Origin of the sequence: Sphingobacterium ginsenosidimutans (genome assembly GCF_039536865.1) — a bacterium.
GTDB classification, from domain to species: Bacteria; Bacteroidota; Bacteroidia; order Sphingobacteriales; family Sphingobacteriaceae; genus Sphingobacterium; species Sphingobacterium detergens.
In genome coordinates this window covers 656976-672827 of record NZ_BAAAZK010000002.1, presented here as the reverse complement: position 1 = coordinate 672827, position 15852 = coordinate 656976, and the positions used below count along the sequence as shown (strand labels likewise).

The 15852-nt window shown below is 39.8% G+C and carries 11 protein-coding genes; 4 read left to right on the top strand and 7 right to left on the bottom strand.

Annotated features, from left to right (window positions below; all coding sequences use genetic code 11):
- Position 1 precedes the first annotated feature (1 nt).
- Together ABFX33_RS02675 and ABFX33_RS02670 are read left to right on the top strand one after the other, a co-directional pair.
- On the top strand, positions 2-1873 hold the full coding sequence (locus tag ABFX33_RS02675) for a family 20 glycosylhydrolase (RefSeq protein WP_346084129.1): 1872 nt from the start codon (positions 2-4) through the stop codon (positions 1871-1873).
- Positions 1874-1937: 64 nt separating this feature from the next.
- On the top strand, positions 1938-3095 hold the full coding sequence (locus ABFX33_RS02670) for a sialidase family protein (protein ID WP_257093147.1): 1158 nt from the start codon (positions 1938-1940) through the stop codon (positions 3093-3095).
- Between the two features lie 518 nt (positions 3096-3613).
- Here ABFX33_RS02670 and ABFX33_RS02665 read toward each other — a convergent pair.
- From ABFX33_RS02665 to ABFX33_RS02650, 4 genes are all read right to left on the bottom strand, one after another.
- On the bottom strand, positions 3614-3889 hold the full coding sequence (locus ABFX33_RS02665; protein ID WP_120259553.1) for a hypothetical protein: 276 nt from the start codon (positions 3887-3889) through the stop codon (positions 3614-3616).
- Positions 3886-4593, bottom strand: a complete 708-nt coding sequence (locus tag ABFX33_RS02660) for a hypothetical protein (protein WP_257093144.1) — start codon at positions 4591-4593, stop codon at positions 3886-3888. The genes ABFX33_RS02665 and ABFX33_RS02660 overlap by 4 nt, the downstream gene beginning before the upstream one ends.
- 130 nt (positions 4594-4723) lie before the next feature.
- Positions 4724-6961 carry a Tex family protein gene (locus ABFX33_RS02655; RefSeq protein ID WP_346084126.1) on the bottom strand — a complete coding sequence of 746 codons (2238 nt, stop codon included), beginning with the start codon at positions 6959-6961 and terminating at the stop codon, positions 4724-4726.
- A gap of 86 nt (positions 6962-7047) precedes the next feature.
- Positions 7048-7566, bottom strand: coding sequence for a Sec-independent protein translocase subunit TatA/TatB (locus ABFX33_RS02650; RefSeq protein ID WP_120259556.1), 519 nt, complete (start codon positions 7564-7566; stop codon positions 7048-7050).
- Between the two features lie 240 nt (positions 7567-7806).
- Here ABFX33_RS02650 and ABFX33_RS02645 point away from each other — a divergent pair, with 240 nt between their 5' ends.
- Positions 7807-9180 carry an MATE family efflux transporter gene (locus ABFX33_RS02645; RefSeq protein ID WP_257093136.1) on the top strand — a complete coding sequence of 458 codons (1374 nt, stop codon included), beginning with the start codon at positions 7807-7809 and terminating at the stop codon, positions 9178-9180.
- Between the two features lie 123 nt (positions 9181-9303).
- On the opposite strand, the gene ABFX33_RS02640 is transcribed toward ABFX33_RS02645, so the two are convergent.
- The 3 genes from ABFX33_RS02640 to ABFX33_RS02630 form a co-directional block, all read right to left on the bottom strand.
- On the bottom strand, positions 9304-10653 hold the full coding sequence (locus tag ABFX33_RS02640; RefSeq protein WP_346084124.1) for a dihydrolipoamide acetyltransferase family protein: 1350 nt from the start codon (positions 10651-10653) through the stop codon (positions 9304-9306).
- 112 nt (positions 10654-10765) lie between these two features.
- Positions 10766-12025, bottom strand: coding sequence for a competence/damage-inducible protein A (locus tag ABFX33_RS02635; RefSeq protein ID WP_346084123.1), 1260 nt, complete (start codon positions 12023-12025; stop codon positions 10766-10768).
- 145 nt (positions 12026-12170) lie between these two features.
- The gene (locus ABFX33_RS02630) at positions 12171-14801 is read right to left on the bottom strand and encodes a putative LPS assembly protein LptD (protein ID WP_346084121.1); all 2631 of its coding nucleotides are present in this window, start codon (positions 14799-14801) and stop codon (positions 12171-12173) included.
- A gap of 201 nt (positions 14802-15002) precedes the next feature.
- Between ABFX33_RS02630 and ABFX33_RS02625 the strand changes: the two genes are divergently transcribed.
- Positions 15003-15803 carry an N-acetylmuramoyl-L-alanine amidase family protein gene (locus ABFX33_RS02625; RefSeq protein WP_244211742.1) on the top strand — a complete coding sequence of 267 codons (801 nt, stop codon included), beginning with the start codon at positions 15003-15005 and terminating at the stop codon, positions 15801-15803.
- Positions 15804-15852 lie beyond the last annotated feature (49 nt).

The window sequence follows — 15852 nt, the reverse complement described above, 5'->3', positions numbered from 1 at the left end:
CATGCCCCAATCTGTAGAATGGAAGACAGGTTATTACGATCTTGAGCGGGCGGTCAATGTACAGGTAAAAGGAGAAATATCAAATGCTAATAAACAGGTGCTGATCGTATTATTAGCGAATAGGAACATACAGAAGGTTGATTTTGACAATGCAAGGCAAGCTACTTTATCCATTCGCTGTGGTATGGAATTGCGTTTGCCCTCGGAATCTCTGGAAGCTTATCGAATTGTGGTTGATTCGAAGGGAATACAGATTGAGGCCAAAAGTAATGCCGGTATTTTTTATGCTTTACAAACCTTGCGTCAGCTGGGCGGTTATGGCAAGTTTCCCTATTGTTCGATTACCGATTATCCTTCTTTTCGTTGGCGGGGATACCTGGTGGACGTGGGGCGCAACTATCAAAGCCTAGCCATACTGAAGGAACAGATTGATATCATGGCTAAGTATAAATTGAATGTTTTTCATTTTCATTTTACCGAGGATATTGCTTGGCGACTGATCAGTAAAAAATATCCAGGTTTAACGGATTCATCGAATATGGAGCGCTGGAAAGGGAAATATTATACTGTCGAAGATATGAAGGAGTTGATTGAGTATTGTCATGATCGGCATATCCAGCTCGTACCTGAGATTGATATGCCGGGACACTCGGCGGCTTTTCGTCGTTATTTCAAAACAGATATGCAAAACGATAGTGGTACTGCAATAATCAAAGAGCTCGTCGGGGAATTTGCGACGACCTATCCAGGATTACCTTATCTGCATATCGGTGGCGATGAAGTGAAGATTCATAATCAGCGATTTTTGCCGGAAATGACCAGATGGATAGAACAGCTTGGAATGAAGACTATTGGTTGGGATCCAGGTGGTAATCTACAGCCACAGACAATACGTCAGCTTTGGATGGGTGGACCTCAGTCGATTACAAACGATTATCCTTTTGAGGTGATTGATTCGAAGCATTTGTATCTCAATCACATGGATCCATTGGAAACTGTAACAACACTGTTTTATAGACAGTTGGGGGGACAGCCGAGCGAAAATAGGAAGTTGCTTGGAGCGACATTATGTGCATGGCCAGATCGCGCTGTAAGTGATGAACGTGATGTATTTCATCAAAATGCTATTTATCCGGCCTTGCTTGTTTTCGCGGAACGCAGTTGGAGAGGTGGTGGAGAATTTGAATGGCGTAGTAATATCAGAACCGATGCGCGGGGACTTGCCGAATTTGCTGAATTTGAGGAACGTTTGCTTCAACATAAACAGCTGTATTTTAAAAATTTTATTTTCCCCTATTATCGGCAGAGTAAGCAAACATGGGCATTGTATGGGCCTTTTGAAAATAAGGGAAATCTGGATATGTCTTTATATAAGGAGCAGGAGGGGAAGTTTCAAGAAGCTCAGCAGATTGGTGTGTTTTATGGTGGAACGATTGTATTGCGACATTGGTGGGCGGATGTGGTTCAGGGGGCAATTGATCGCCCGCTTAAAAATACCACCATTTATGCAGTAAGCAAGATCTGGAGTGATCAACCGGGATACAAAAACTTCTGGATTGGCTTCAATGATCTCTCGCGTTCCTATGCAAGCGATTCGCCACATTTGGGAACCTGGGACAATAGAATGAGCAAACTTTGGGTGAATGGGAGTGAAGTGCTCCCTCCGCACTGGCAACATGCTGGTCAAAAAGGAGATCTTGAAATTCCGCTGTTTGATGAAGGATATAGTTATCGTATTCCTTCCCAAGTAAAATTACGGCAAGGGTGGAATACAATTGTGGTAAAACTTCCTGTTGGAGAGTTAAAAGGGACGGATTGGCAAAATCCATTGAAATGGATGTTTACCTGTCTTCCTATTGACAATGAAAGATAGTCAAAACTATCTTTTCCGGAAAAATGGAACAAATTAAAATGTATTATAATTAACAAAAATAGATATGAGGAAATTAGGTATTACAGCCGCATTAGTCCTATTGTTTGGAATCAGCCGTGCGCAGGAAGTCAATGTATTTGTTGCTGGCGAAGATGGTTATAAAAGCTATCGCATACCGGCAATAGTAAAGGATAAAACTGGACAATTGATTGCTTTTGCCGAGGGCAGGGTGGATCATGCGGGCGATTTCGGTAATGTCGATATCGTTTATAAAGTCAGTAGGGATAATGGTAAAACTTGGGGTCTCTTGCATGTCGCTGTTGATAACGATAATTTGCAGGTCGGCAATCCCGCTCCTGTAGTTGACTTATTGGATCCGGCATACCCAAAAGGACGTTTATTGCTTTTTTACAATACAGGTAATAATCACGAAGGCGAGGTTCGTAAAGGCAATGGTATACGTGAATGTTGGTCAATTAGTTCAACAGATGGTGGTAAAACCTGGTCCGATCCAAAAAATATTACGCTTGAGACCCATCGCCCCAATCAACCTGCGGTAAATGCATCATATACCTTCAAACAGGACTGGCGAACCTATGCGAATACACCTGGGCATGCTTTGCAGTTTGATTCCGGTAAATATAAAGGACGTATCTATATTCCTGCAAATCATTCCGAAGGAGATCCCAAAGAAAATGGTCGGGATTATTTTGCGCACTCCTATTACTCGGATGATCATGGAAAAACGTTCCAAATAGGGGCGAGTGTCAAATTTGAAGGATCAAACGAAACTATGGCAGCTCAGATCTCTGAAACAGGATTGTATATGAATTCCCGTAATCAGCAAGGCAATGTGAGAGAGCGAATCGTATCCTATTCGAACGATGGCGGAGTAACCTGGGATACGACCTATTATGATAAAAACCTTCCCGATCCCGTTAATCAGGGGTCTGTGCTCTCTTGGCAAAGGAAAGGAGAATATGTGTTAGCTGTTTGCAACGCTGCAACCACAGATAGAAGAGATAATTTAACGCTTCGATTAAGCAAGGATCAGGGAAAAACCTGGTATTTCAATCATGTGGTTTCAAAAGCTCCTGCGGATGTAAAAGGGGATTATACAGCCTATTCCGATTTGGTGCTTTTAAATAAAAATAGAATTGGTGTTTTATTCGAAAAGGAGAATTATCGAAAGATTGTATTTGTGCCGGTCCAACTGAAATAAGTGTAATTATATAACAAAATACAGCGTATTTGATTTTTATGCTGCAAAATCTGGATGTAACTTGATTAAAGAATAAACTTTTGGTTTAATGATGACAGCTTACTATTAGTGTAATAAACGATAATATATAGCTATAAAAAAACACCTGAAGTGGGGAACCTCAGGTGTTTAACCTAACCAATTATTAACCTAAATTTATGAAAAGTATACTTTTTAAAGTATAGAAAGTTATATTCAATATTCATGCCATTTTGTGTTCCGACCCACTGTTGTTTTTCTTTTGTGTTATTTTTGTTACTCAAATAGTGCTAACGATTTGTTTTGAGAATATTTATAAATTATAATTTGTGGTTTGGTGATAATTAATAAATTATTTTGGTTTACCTCCGTAAATCAGCTGTAAATAAAACTCCTGTGAAACAGCAGCGGAATATTTTAGAAAGAAGGGTTTATAAAGAGTTGAGAACTTCATACTAAAATAAATCCCTGTTTAATACAAACAAGGATGGTTAGATTGGTTAGAAATATAATCGAAACAATTCGTTCCATTCGGCATCTAGACTGCCTGCATATACTGCCTGTCGGGCTCGATTATACCAATAGCGGGCATTCCAGGGGTCTCCTTCCTTGCGGTGAAGGTAAGCATGTACGTGAGCGGCTTCAACACCATCTAACTGATCGATGAGGTCGTGTGCGGTTTTCCAATCCCCCTTTTTGTCATACCACAATGATTTTTGTACAGCAGACCAGTGATGAATAGGACTGTCTAATAATTGAAATTCTTCTATTGTCATTTTGTTAATTCTTTGCTCCAGATTTCATAAATATCATCTCCTTTAGAGCTTTTTCCACTGTGATGCCATTTGTTATCTTCCAGCTTTCCATTAAAATTCAGTTCTTGCCCCACCTTATTATTGTCTCTTGAAAAGAATAGTATTGTCTCTGTGTAACGATTGTTTTTGTAGCTGTAACGTCCGCCACCGGTTCCATAAAATCCTTTTTGGGCCGGATTAATGGCAATCCATTGGAAGTATCCGTCGACCAGAATCTTGATTGTTTTGCGATCTGCTTTTGGAATCTCGTGCATCTTTGCATCTTGTTGTCTCCCCGTAATTCTCCACAGTGCATCTAGATCTTGGGCGATGGTTTTCTGCTTGACAAAGATCTTGCTGGAATCGGGCAACTTTATCTGGATGTTACCTTTTTCCTTTTTAACATACAAGCTGGTTGATTTACCGATATCGGTACTGTCTTTCGTGTCATATTCGATAGCTACATTGATCGTGTTGTCTTGCTGCTGGATTGCGCCGCCCCAAGTATAACCAAAATGCTTATTGGTATCATCATATTGTATGAAAGAAAGGTAGTGATCCTTGATCAAAATTAGGTTTTTGGTGGTTCCTGCCGTGGAAATATATGCGCCATCAGCAAGTTGTGCCTTAGCTTGGAAATGTACAGCTACAAGCGATAAGCACAATAGTAAAATACAGTTTCTCATAACAAATCAAAGCATGTTGTCTTTTAAAGATACAAAATAAAAATGTTGAATAGTGTACTGGGGATTGCTGACTCATAAAAAAGGCTGATTCTTTAAAAAGGAATCAGCCTTTTTTAGCGGAATATATAATTTATTTGAATTTACTCGCTAATGCGGCAAGCTTACTAGCCATATCGGTTTGCGGTTCTGGCTGTCTTTTGCCTTCATTTTTCTTATTCTTTGGAAGAACAGGTTTTTCATCTGTTTTCATCGATAAAGCAATACGGTTACGTTTCTCATCCACCTCTGTAACCGTGACTGTAACATGTTGTTGTACTTTGACCACCTCATGTGGGTCGGAGATATAACGGTTGGACAGTTGGCTCAGGTGTACTAAGCCATCTTGATGTACGCCAATATCAACGAAAGCACCAAAGTTGGTAATGTTGGTCACGATGCCGGGAAGTTTCATGCCAATACGTAAATCGCCAATGCTATTGACACCGTCAGTGAATGAAAAGGCTTCAAACTTTTCCCTTGGATCAAGACCAGGTTTGGCTAGTTCATTAAGAATATCATTTAAGGTTGGTAGGCCCACTTCCGCAGAGATATAGTTTTTCAAGGGAATGGACTTTCTTAATTCAGCATCTTTAAGTAAGTCTTCTACTTTTTTACCCAGGTCTTTTGCCATTTGCTCAACCAGTGCATAACGCTCAGGGTGTACAGCAGAAGAATCCAATGGGTTGGCAGCATGTCTTATCCGAAGGAAACCTGCAGCTTGTTCATAGGCTTTGTCACCAAGACGAGGGACTTTTTTCAATTCTCGACGTGAGGAAAATGGACCGTTTTCATTTCTATATTTAATAATCTGCTGCGCTAGAGATGGCCCTAATCCAGAGACGTATGATAATATCTGTTTTGAGGCGGTATTCAGTTCCACACCTACCGCATTTACACAGCTGATGACGGTATCGTCCAACGATGTCTGTAGCTTATTTTGGTCTACATCATGTTGATATTGGCCGACACCGATAGATTTTGGATCAATTTTAACCAACTCGGCCAATGGATCCATTAATCTTCTTCCGATCGATACTGCACCACGTACGGTGATATCATGGTCCGGAAACTCTTCACGTGCAGTCTCTGATGCAGAATAGATTGAAGCACCACTTTCATTGACCATAACAATGGTCACATTGTTGAGGCCTAGTTTTTTTATAAAATCTTCAGTTTCACGTCCTGCCGTTCCATTACCGATCGCAATGGCCTGAATATCGTGTTTGGATACAAGATAGTTGATTGTCTTTTGTGCTTCGGCAAGTCCATTTGCGCCATTGTGTGGAAAAATAGCCGTGTTTTCTTTTAGCTGGCCTTGTTCGTCCAATACAACAGTTTTACATCCAGTTCGGAAACCGGGGTCTATTGCAAGTAATCTTTTTTGTCCCAATGGTGCTGCTAAAAGTAATTGACGAACATTGTCTGCAAAAACCTTGATTGCCTCTTCATCCGCTTTTTGACGGGTCAATACACGGATTTCTGTCTCCATAGAAGGTTTCAATAATCGCTTATAGCTATCTGTCAATGCCAATTTTACTTGTGCGGCAGCATCGTTGGATCCTTTTATATAAAGTGATTCAATGGTCGGAAGGATATTTTCTTCATTGATGTCGATATCCAGATAAAGTAATTCTTCTTTTTCGCCACGACGCATCGCCAAAACGCGGTGTGAAGGGGCATCTTTTAGCGATTCGGACCACTCGTAATAATCTTTATATTTGATAGCCGCTTCTTCTTTTCCCGGAACCACTCTGGATACGAATTCAGCCTTTTCTAGGAATATCGCTCTTGATTTGGATCGTACTGTCGCGTCTTCGGCAATGATTTCAGCAATGATGTCTCTTGCTCCGGCTAGTGCTTCGTCGCTATTGTTTACTCCTTTTTCTGCATCTATTAACGAACTTGCAAGTTCCAGATAATCTGTTTTTTCCTGCGCTAAAAGAAGATCTGCCAGTGGCTGAAGTCCTTTTTCGCGAGCGACACTGGCTCTTGTTTTACGTTTGGGTTTGTAAGGCAGGTAGATGTCTTCCAGATTCGCCATCGTCTCGGCTGTCATGACCTGTTGTTCAAGTTCAGGTGTCAATTTACCCTGATCAACGATGGATTTTAAAACAGCTTCTTTACGTTTATCCAGATCCTTCAGTTGTTGGGAACGATCTCTGATGTTCGTAATCTGAACCTCATCCAGACTTCCTGTCATTTCTTTCCGATAGCGGGAGATAAATGGAACAGTAGCGCCTTCTTCTAATAGTTGAATTGTCGTGCGAACCTGTTTTTCGCTTATGGATAGCTCGTTAGCAATAGTAATTTCGTGTGATAATAAGCTCATTGTAGATTTTACTTTAAAAAGGAAAGCTGTTGAATAACCATTCAACAGCTCTATGAAATATCTGATTGTAAATTAATGCAATGGAGTTACGCAGGTTTGTTTGTGTTTTCCTCTTGTTCTGTAGGTTTCTTTTCTTCTCCTTCGTTGTTTTTGGCCTCAGCAAAGTGGTCATTGTATCCGTAAGTGATATGAGAAGGTTCCTCTCCGTAATCTAATTGCTTATGTGGATTGTGTTCCACGACTCCCGCAGGAGTTGTAAATTCATATTTTTTCTTCGCTGGTTCAGACTCTGAGCTTTCAGCAGTTTCTACTGACTGGGATTCTTGCTCAGCTTTGGCTTGTTCTTCCGCAACTTTTACATCGCTAGGGACGGTTTCCTCTTTGACTTCTGTCTTAACGTCTATGTCTTTTTCAAAATTATTGATCTGATCTGAAATCTCACGCTTGATGCCTTCGGATGCATCTTTGAATTCTCGTATCCCTCTTCCTAAACCTCTAGCCAATTCAGGAAGCTTCTTGCCACCAAAAAGTAACAAGATCGCAAACACGATTAAAATCATCTCCTGTGTTCCGATATTTAGAAATGTTATTACTGGATTGTACATACTCTTTTCCTCTTCTTTTGATTACTAACTAGATGCTAAGTTACACTTATATTTCTATAGTTCTTAGACTAACAGGTAAATTTAAGATAATTTTAAGGTATTTGAAACATAAAAATTACTTAACAAAGGAGCTGTATTTGGTGAGTAAATTTTGTTATATTTTTGCTAAATATTTTTTAATATGACGATAGAGCGGAAATATCTTTGTATTTTTGTGCCTATTTTTTTGAGGAATTGATTATGTTGGGAAAATTTAAAACATTCAAGCCGTATTACAAAAGCACGATCGTATTGGCCGGTCCGGTGGTCATTTCGCAATTGGGACATACATTGGTACATACCGCGGACAGCGTTATAGTCGGCCATTTTGCCGGGACGATTCCATTGGCCGCAGTATCCTTGGTGAACGCTGTCTTTATGATCGTTATGGTAGTCGGATTGGGAATTGCCTATGGGATTACACCATTGATCGCACAGGAAAATGGTCGCGATAATAAGGAGGAGTGCGCTGTATTATTATCAAATAGCTTTTGGTTGAATATCATTACTGGTATATTGTTGTTCTGTTTGGTCTATTTTGGTTCTATGCTCGCAATTGATCATCTGAATCAGGATCCGGCTGTTGTAAAGGAGGCGAAACCTTATTTATTGATTTTAAGTCTTTCTATGTTACCCCTGATGGTATTCAGTACATTTAAGCAATTTGCCGAAGGTCTGGGTTTTACCAAGCAAGCGATGAATGTAACCATCTGGGGAAACGTACTCAATATTATATTGGCAGTCATCTTTGTCAAGGGTATGTTCGGAATTACGCCGATGGGTGTAAAAGGGGTCGGCTATAGCACGCTGATTGACCGTATCTTGATGATGGCGGTGATGATGACCTATGTGTTGCGATCGCAAAAGTTTAAGGGCTATATACAACATTTTAAAATTACAGTAATAGACAAGGTAAGACTAGGGAAAATATTGCGCATCGGTGCACCTGTTGCAATGCAATATGTTTTTGAAATTGGTGCGTTTGCCGGAGCGTCTCTACTGGCTGGGACGATCAGCGCTACTGCACAAGCTTCCCATCAGGTAGCAATCCAGTTAGCTGCAATGACCTATATGATGGCTAGTGGTATTGCTGCTGCTGCAACAATTAAAGTGGGCAATAGCTATGGAAATAGAAACCTGTTCCGTTTGGAGCGCTTTGCCATAACTTCTTATCAGTTGGTTTTGATCTTTATGTTGATTACGGCGTCATTGTTTGCGATTTTCAATAATTATCTGCCTTATATTTTTACGTCTGATAAGGCGGTGGTTGTTATCGCTGCTCAATTGCTGATCATCGCTGGTCTTTTCCAGTTATTTGATGGTACTCAGGTCGTGGGACTAGGCGTTTTGAGAGGTATGGGTGATGTGAATATCCCTACGATCATTACTTTTATTGCTTATTGGATTATCGGACTGCCAAGTGGTTATGTGATGGGAATACTTTTTGACTGGGGTATTGAAGGGATCTGGTACGGCTTGACCCTTGGTTTATTGACTTCATCGGTATTGCTCTATTTGCGGTTCCAATTAGTGATCAAGAGAAAGAAGCTTCAATTTGAAAATAGCATATTATAAAAGCTGCCGGAAGATAAACACGCCTTAATATAGCTGAAAGTATATTCCTGTGAGAATATATATGGAGTTAAATAAAAAAGTGGCTGTCCAAAAGGACAGCCACTTTTTTATAGCTTGTTGCCGTTAAATTTCTCTGTTGCTATCCCAGTTTTCGAGATAGTCTGCAACCCGTTTCAGGAATGTGCCGCCTAGGGCGCCATCTATTGCACGGTGATCGTAGGATAGGGACAGATACATCATATGTCGAATTCCGATCATATCACCGTATTCTGTTTCGATTACCGCGGGTTTCTTTGTTATTGTACCGACTGCCAATATCGCCGCTTGGGGCTGATTGATAATAGGTGTTCCCATAATATTACCAAAAGCACCAATGTTGGTAAATGTGAATGTCCCATCTTGTGTATCATCGGGTTTTAATTTATTTGCCCGTGAACGCTGTGCAAGGTCGTTCACTGATTTGCTTAGCCCTACTAGACTCAACTGATCAGCATTCTTTATTACCGGTACGATGAGATTGCCATTTGGCAGCGCTGCAGCCATACCGATATTGATATTTTTCTTTTTAATGATATTATAACCATCGATTGATATATTAACCAAAGGAAAGTCTTTTAAAGCCTTGGTAATGGCTTCTATAAATAGTGGTGTGAACGTAATATTTTCTCCCTCACGTTTCTTATACGCATCTTTTACTTTATTGCGCCATAGGACTAGGTTGGTTACATCTGCTTCCACAAAAGAACAAACATGTGGGGATACTTGGACACTCTTGACCATATGATCGGAAATCAAGCGTCGCATACGATCCATTTCGATAATTTCGTCGCTACCATTTACAACGGTGTGGACTGTTGGAGTTGGTGTAACTTGAGCCGGTTCATTTTTGATCAGAGGGGCATTTGTTGGTTTCGCATGATCTGTGTTTTGCTGCGTGCCTCTATTGGCTACGTACAACAGAATATCCTCTTTCGTAACTCTACCCTCGACTCCTGTACCTTGTATACGATCAAGCTCCTCCTGAGATAATCCCTCATGACGCGCGATGTTTTTTACTAGCGGCGAATAAAAGCGGACACCTTGTTCGTAATGTTTATTTGTTGTTTCTTCGACCGGATTACCCAATTGCGCTATACCTGGTATTTCCAAATTGGTCGTTTCGCTTGAAAATGCAGGTTGATCGACTATGCTCTCCGGCGACTGAACAGTAGGTTCACTTGTTTCGGTATCTCCTTCTATTTCTATAATTGCAACAACATCACCAACCTGAACGATTTGGTCTGCAGTATAAAGTTGTTCCTTCAAAACTCCCCTAACAGGAGAAGGTACCTCTGAATCAACTTTATCCGTTGCGATTTCCAATAAAGTGTCATCTTCTTCAATCAAGTCACCAGGTTGTTTCAGCCATTTGGTAATTGTTGCCTCCGATACACTTTCTCCCATTTTTGGAAGTAAGAGTTTATATAAAGCCATATTTTTTAGCAATCTCGTTATAGAAAAACGAAGTTAATTAAATTGTGGTTTACTTTCAACAATTTGAAATATTATTCCTTAAAAAACGATTTTATTAAAATTTTATTTTAAGTTACTCGAATTTTGACCCTTCTTCTTTTACCAGTAGTTTCCAGAGCAGGAGAAGGGCATTCATGCGCGTACGTTCGATGTTTATGCGCCTATCGTTGTTGAATTGAAATTTCTTTGTGATCACTTCTTTTTTTCCCGCTACCGCCACCCAGACTGTCCCTACAGGTTTCTCAACAGAACCGCCGCCCGGACCCGCTATCCCTGTTGTCGCAATGGCATAGTCCGTGTTGAATTTTGCTTTTGCGCCTGCAGCCATTTCTACAGCCGTCTGCTCACTGACAGCGCCAAATTGCTCCAAAGTTGTTTCATGGACGTTTAGCAATTGCTGTTTTAGTCTATTGGAGTAGGGGATTGTTCCTCCGACGAAGATTTCGCTACTTCCGGGATTTGCTGTTAATGAAGCCGCCAGACTTCCGCCTGTACAGCTTTCAGCTGTAGTCAAGGTCAGTCGCTGTTGAGTAAATTGCTTAATTAAATATGCTTCAATAGTGGTGTCGTAATCCGCAATTACATAATTTTTTAAGCGATTCAAAAGTTTACTCTTAAAGAGCTTTACTTCTTGAATAATATCCGATTTGTTTCTGCTTTTTCCGGAAAGCCGGAGACGAATAAAAGCTAATGTGGGTAAATAAGCCAATTTAATAGTTGAAGGAAGTTCTTCTTCAATATCCTTTATTTCTTCAGCAAGATAAGACTCTCCGATACCGCCTACAAGTATGGTTTCGTGATGGATGAAGATATCTTTATTTTGTTGTTCAATCAAGGGGAAGACACGCTGTTCCATGAGATGTTTCATTTCAAATGGTACACCGGGCATAAAAATATAGTGTTTTTGTGCCTCAGAAACCAACATACCTGGTGCTGTACCATAATCGTTGAATAATATTTCACAGTTTGCAAAAACATCTGCTTGCTGTCGATTAATCTCTAGCATTTCCATATTGCGGGACTCAAAGAAACTTGTTACATGTTGGAGTACTTTTTCGTCACGGATTAATGTTGTGCCAAAATATTTTGCTGCAGTTTTTTTCGTAACATCGTCTTTAGTTGGACCAAGCCCCCCAGTAATTAAAATCAAATCGGCTCTTGTGGATGCGCTTTTTAATGTGTTGAAAATAGCTTCCTCCGTGTCGGGAATGGATGTCATCTGGACAACATCTATCTCGAATTTTCCCAATTGTTGTGCAATCCAGCTGGAGTTGGTATCGATAATCTGACCTATCAGAATCTCATCTCCGATCGTAATAATTTCTGCTTTCATAGTATAAACTTACATAAAATTATGGATCAACTATACGCTAAAATTGTTTTGATTAAAAGAATTTAAAGATGGTCCTTTTGGCGTAGTAACTGGGTTTGAATTTTTGGGTTTATACTGGATTAATTGCATAAAAAAAGCGGTTATTTTAAAAATAACCGCCTCCAGAACTTGCTCTTTTTGTCAATTTGAGATCTTGCAATATGGATGCCTTCGCTCGAATGGTGACATTATAACTTCGATATCGTCCAAATGGCATCCACCCAAAGGACATATCCCAACAGTGTAAATCTCGATAGATATTGAAGGAAGTCATGACAACTTCTTTTTGTTTGAAATCGTACCCGGATTGAAATGTTACTTTCCATTTCGGTGTAACACTAAAGTCACCATGTAAATTCAGTGTACTCGTAATCTGATTGTCCATGCGTCGTGTACTCGTATTAAAGAACTTGGACATATTAAAACTGAACGAAGCCGCTAGGTTCCAGGGAATATTAAAGTCTACAAAAGCATTGGGGTCGGAACTGATTCGGGCCAAAGCCTGTGCCTGCTCTGGGGTCATTCCAGCATTGGACATTTGCTTTCTCAGTGAATCGATGTTGTCACCACGTGATTTGGCCGCTTTCGGATTTAGACTATAGTCAAAGGATAAACCGAAATTTGTCAGACGGGCCAAACTTCCATCTTTGATCGCATATCTATTAATACGCACACCATTATTGTCGATGGAGTAGGGGTCAAATGTACCATTGAAGTTGACATTCATCTTCTGGTCGAAAAATGCTGTCCGACCGGAGAAAGTGATCGGAGATAGTTTTAATGAATCGGCAACAAAATTGTAATTTCCACTAAAAGTCAAGCCTTGGAGAATTGGTATCTTTTTGAAACCACCATCGGTGGTGTCAGATTTGCTCTTTACCTTGGCCTCAATATTGTTGTCAATTGAGAAGCCTATACCCGCAGATTTTCCGGCAGAAGGTGAACCATATACTCCCTGTGCAAAGATGGAGTATACGTTACGATTGCCATATTGATCATTATATTGTTGATAGAATCCATAACGTGGATCTGAGAAATCTGGTCTGTAGTTAAAATTGATAGACGGTGTGACCACGTGTCTGATCGCTTCGATCTTTCCGATCTTTGGATACATACCGTATATCTTGGTCGAAAGACCAGTAGATACAGAGTAATCGTAAGCACGATTAAATCCCTGTAGCGTATCAAGGCGTTGTTTATACCCCGCAGGTGTGTTGTCGATCCGTTGTCTGGTACTTTGGAAATACCAACGTTCGGTGTAGTTTACACTGGTATTGAATTGAAAGTATTTAAAAGCATTAAGTGATAAGCTGATCGGAATATTATGTTGGAAACCATTCTGGAATCTTTTGAAACCTCCGGAACTAAACAACAAGCTGTCTTTGGTATTGACGGTATTCTGTGCCTGAAGACTATAACCAACATTGATCCGTTGATACCATTTTTGTTCACCTACCCGGTCTTTGCTGTCAAAGGGATTGAATGAAGAAACGTTTAAACTGATATTTGGTAAACTTAACTGAATACTCCTGTCAGCCATATTCTGACTATGAGTTAAACTTGCTGTTAGATTTACTTTTCCATCGGCAAACACTTTTCCATAACTGATGGACGACCCCATTCTGTTACGAGCTAAATTCTCGTAATTATTTTGTGCACTACCTGTACCGGTGTTTTGGAAGAAAGATGTTGTACCAAAGTTTACACTAGCAGAAAAAGATGTTCCCGGGTTAGCTTCTTGACGTTGGGTATGATTCCAGGTTACATTGAAGTCTTTATTGGAACCGTAATCTTTTGTTCCTTCCACCCCTGTTTTCGTATTTGCATAACGTATATTAAATCCACCGTTAAATTTATAATTTACGGTATAACGTGTATTCATGGATACTTCCCATGAGCCTTTTGAATACAATGACCCCCTAATTTCACTATCCCAGTAATCGTTGAAAGCCAGATACCAACCAATGTCACGCATGGAGAAACCTCGCGTATAATCTTCACCAAAAGATGGGAAAAGAAATCCTGATGCTCTTTTATCGGGTTTAGGGAAAAATGCAAAAGGGAAGGCTACAGGCATAGGGACACCCATCACCACTAAATAGGCAGGACCGGAAATGATCTGATTTTTGGTCACAATTCCTTTGGATATATGTATACCAAAATGGGTGTGTGGCTCCGGTAAATTACAAGTACTATAGAGTCCCTTGTAGATTGACATCTCATCATAGATATTCTTTCGGACGATATTGGCTTGGATAAAGCCTCCATCTACCTCGGTCATAATACCATAGGTATTACCTTCCTGCTTTTCGTAATCATAATAGAGGGAATCTACCGTTTTAGGAGATTCGCCATTTCCCATAATAACAATAGGACGGCCTACATATTTGCCGCTTTTATCATAGATGCCTGATGCGAAAATCTTTTTTTGATTGCGGTCGAGTCGGATGTAATCAGCTGAAAGTTCAAAATCTTGATATTTTACTTTTGCACCACGATATAAATGGCTAATATTCTTTGCTACTTCCGATTTTTGGGAATCGACTGCGATGATGCTGACTTCCGCCTGCAATCCATTGCCTTTTTTCTTCGTGGTATCCTGTCCGGATTTAGTAGAATCAGCAGGTTTTATTTTTGTTGTATCCTGCAGTTTACTGGTCGCCGAGACAGGGTCCTTACTTTGAAGTCCGTTCTGTTTTAATGGAATATTGCTCTGAGCTAATGTTGAATTGCTCATTGCAAGAATGATAAATAGTGTTAAAATGTTGATTAACGACTTCAAAATTAAAGACAAATGTTATTTTTGTGAAATAATGTTAAACTTCGAAGGACAAAATTAGTCAAAAAACAAATAGAAAATATGTTAAATATCGTTATCTATTAAAGAAATAATATTGACTCATTTTGTATCGTTTATAGTAGAGCAAATAAATATTCAATGAAATCAGATTTAAGAATTAGAAAATGGTGTAGCATTATGTTGGCTACTTTGGGATTTTTTTTATTGAATTCTTTCAAATTAAACAACGGCCAACCCGAACCACCCGACTATCAGATTAAAACCATCGTTATTGATGCTGGGCATGGTGGAAAAGATACCGGTGCACAGGGCCGTCGATCCCTAGAAAAGAATGTAGCGTTGGACGTGGCGTTAAAGCTCGGCCGACAAATTCAAAAAGATATTCCTGGAGTTAAGATTATCTACACGCGGACTTCTGATGAATTTGTGGAATTGTATAAACGTATTCGTTTGGCGAATGCTAACAAAGCGGATTTATTTATTTCTATTCACTGTAATTCAGGTGGTTCTAGTGCCCATGGTACAGAAAGCTTGGTTTCCGGTTCGCATCGTTTAGGGCAACAGGATGCTGCTGTCCGTGAGAATGCATCGTTATTGCTCGAATCAAATTATAAAGAAAATTACCAGGGATTTGATCCTAAAGACCCTGAAAGTGCTATTATTTTTTCATTGATGAAAAACAGATTCCGTGAAAAAAGTATTCGTTTGGCACAGATGATTGAGGGAGAGTACGTGAAAGCGGGAAGACATAGCCGTGGGTTCTGGGAAAAAGGATTAGCGGTATTAGCAGAGGCAGGAATGCCAGCTGTTTTGACAGAAATCGGATTTATCAGTAATAGGGAAGAGGAAAGCTATCTTTTATCGGATGAAGGGCAACAAGAAATTGTCAATAATTTGGTTTCGGCTTTAAAAATTTATAAAAATTCTGTTGAACGCTAAACAGATTTGCTTTTATGCTGTTTTAAAGTTATATTAATGATGCATTACA

Coding starts and splice junctions, on each gene's coding strand:
- ABFX33_RS02675 (WP_346084129.1), top strand. CDS start 2: ATGCCCCAATCTGTAGAATGGAAGACAGGTTATTACGATCTTGAGCGG.
- ABFX33_RS02670 (WP_257093147.1), top strand. CDS start 1,938: ATGAGGAAATTAGGTATTACAGCCGCATTAGTCCTATTGTTTGGAATC.
- ABFX33_RS02665 (WP_120259553.1), bottom strand. CDS start 3,889: ATGACAATAGAAGAATTTCAATTATTAGACAGTCCTATTCATCACTGG.
- ABFX33_RS02660 (WP_257093144.1), bottom strand. CDS start 4,593: ATGAGAAACTGTATTTTACTATTGTGCTTATCGCTTGTAGCTGTACAT.
- ABFX33_RS02655 (WP_346084126.1), bottom strand. CDS start 6,961: ATGAGCTTATTATCACACGAAATTACTATTGCTAACGAGCTATCCATA.
- ABFX33_RS02650 (WP_120259556.1), bottom strand. CDS start 7,566: ATGTACAATCCAGTAATAACATTTCTAAATATCGGAACACAGGAGATG.
- ABFX33_RS02645 (WP_257093136.1), top strand. CDS start 7,807: ATGTTGGGAAAATTTAAAACATTCAAGCCGTATTACAAAAGCACGATC.
- ABFX33_RS02640 (WP_346084124.1), bottom strand. CDS start 10,653: ATGGCTTTATATAAACTCTTACTTCCAAAAATGGGAGAAAGTGTATCG.
- ABFX33_RS02635 (WP_346084123.1), bottom strand. CDS start 12,025: ATGAAAGCAGAAATTATTACGATCGGAGATGAGATTCTGATAGGTCAG.
- ABFX33_RS02630 (WP_346084121.1), bottom strand. CDS start 14,801: ATGAGCAATTCAACATTAGCTCAGAGCAATATTCCATTAAAACAGAAC.
- ABFX33_RS02625 (WP_244211742.1), top strand. CDS start 15,003: ATGAAATCAGATTTAAGAATTAGAAAATGGTGTAGCATTATGTTGGCT.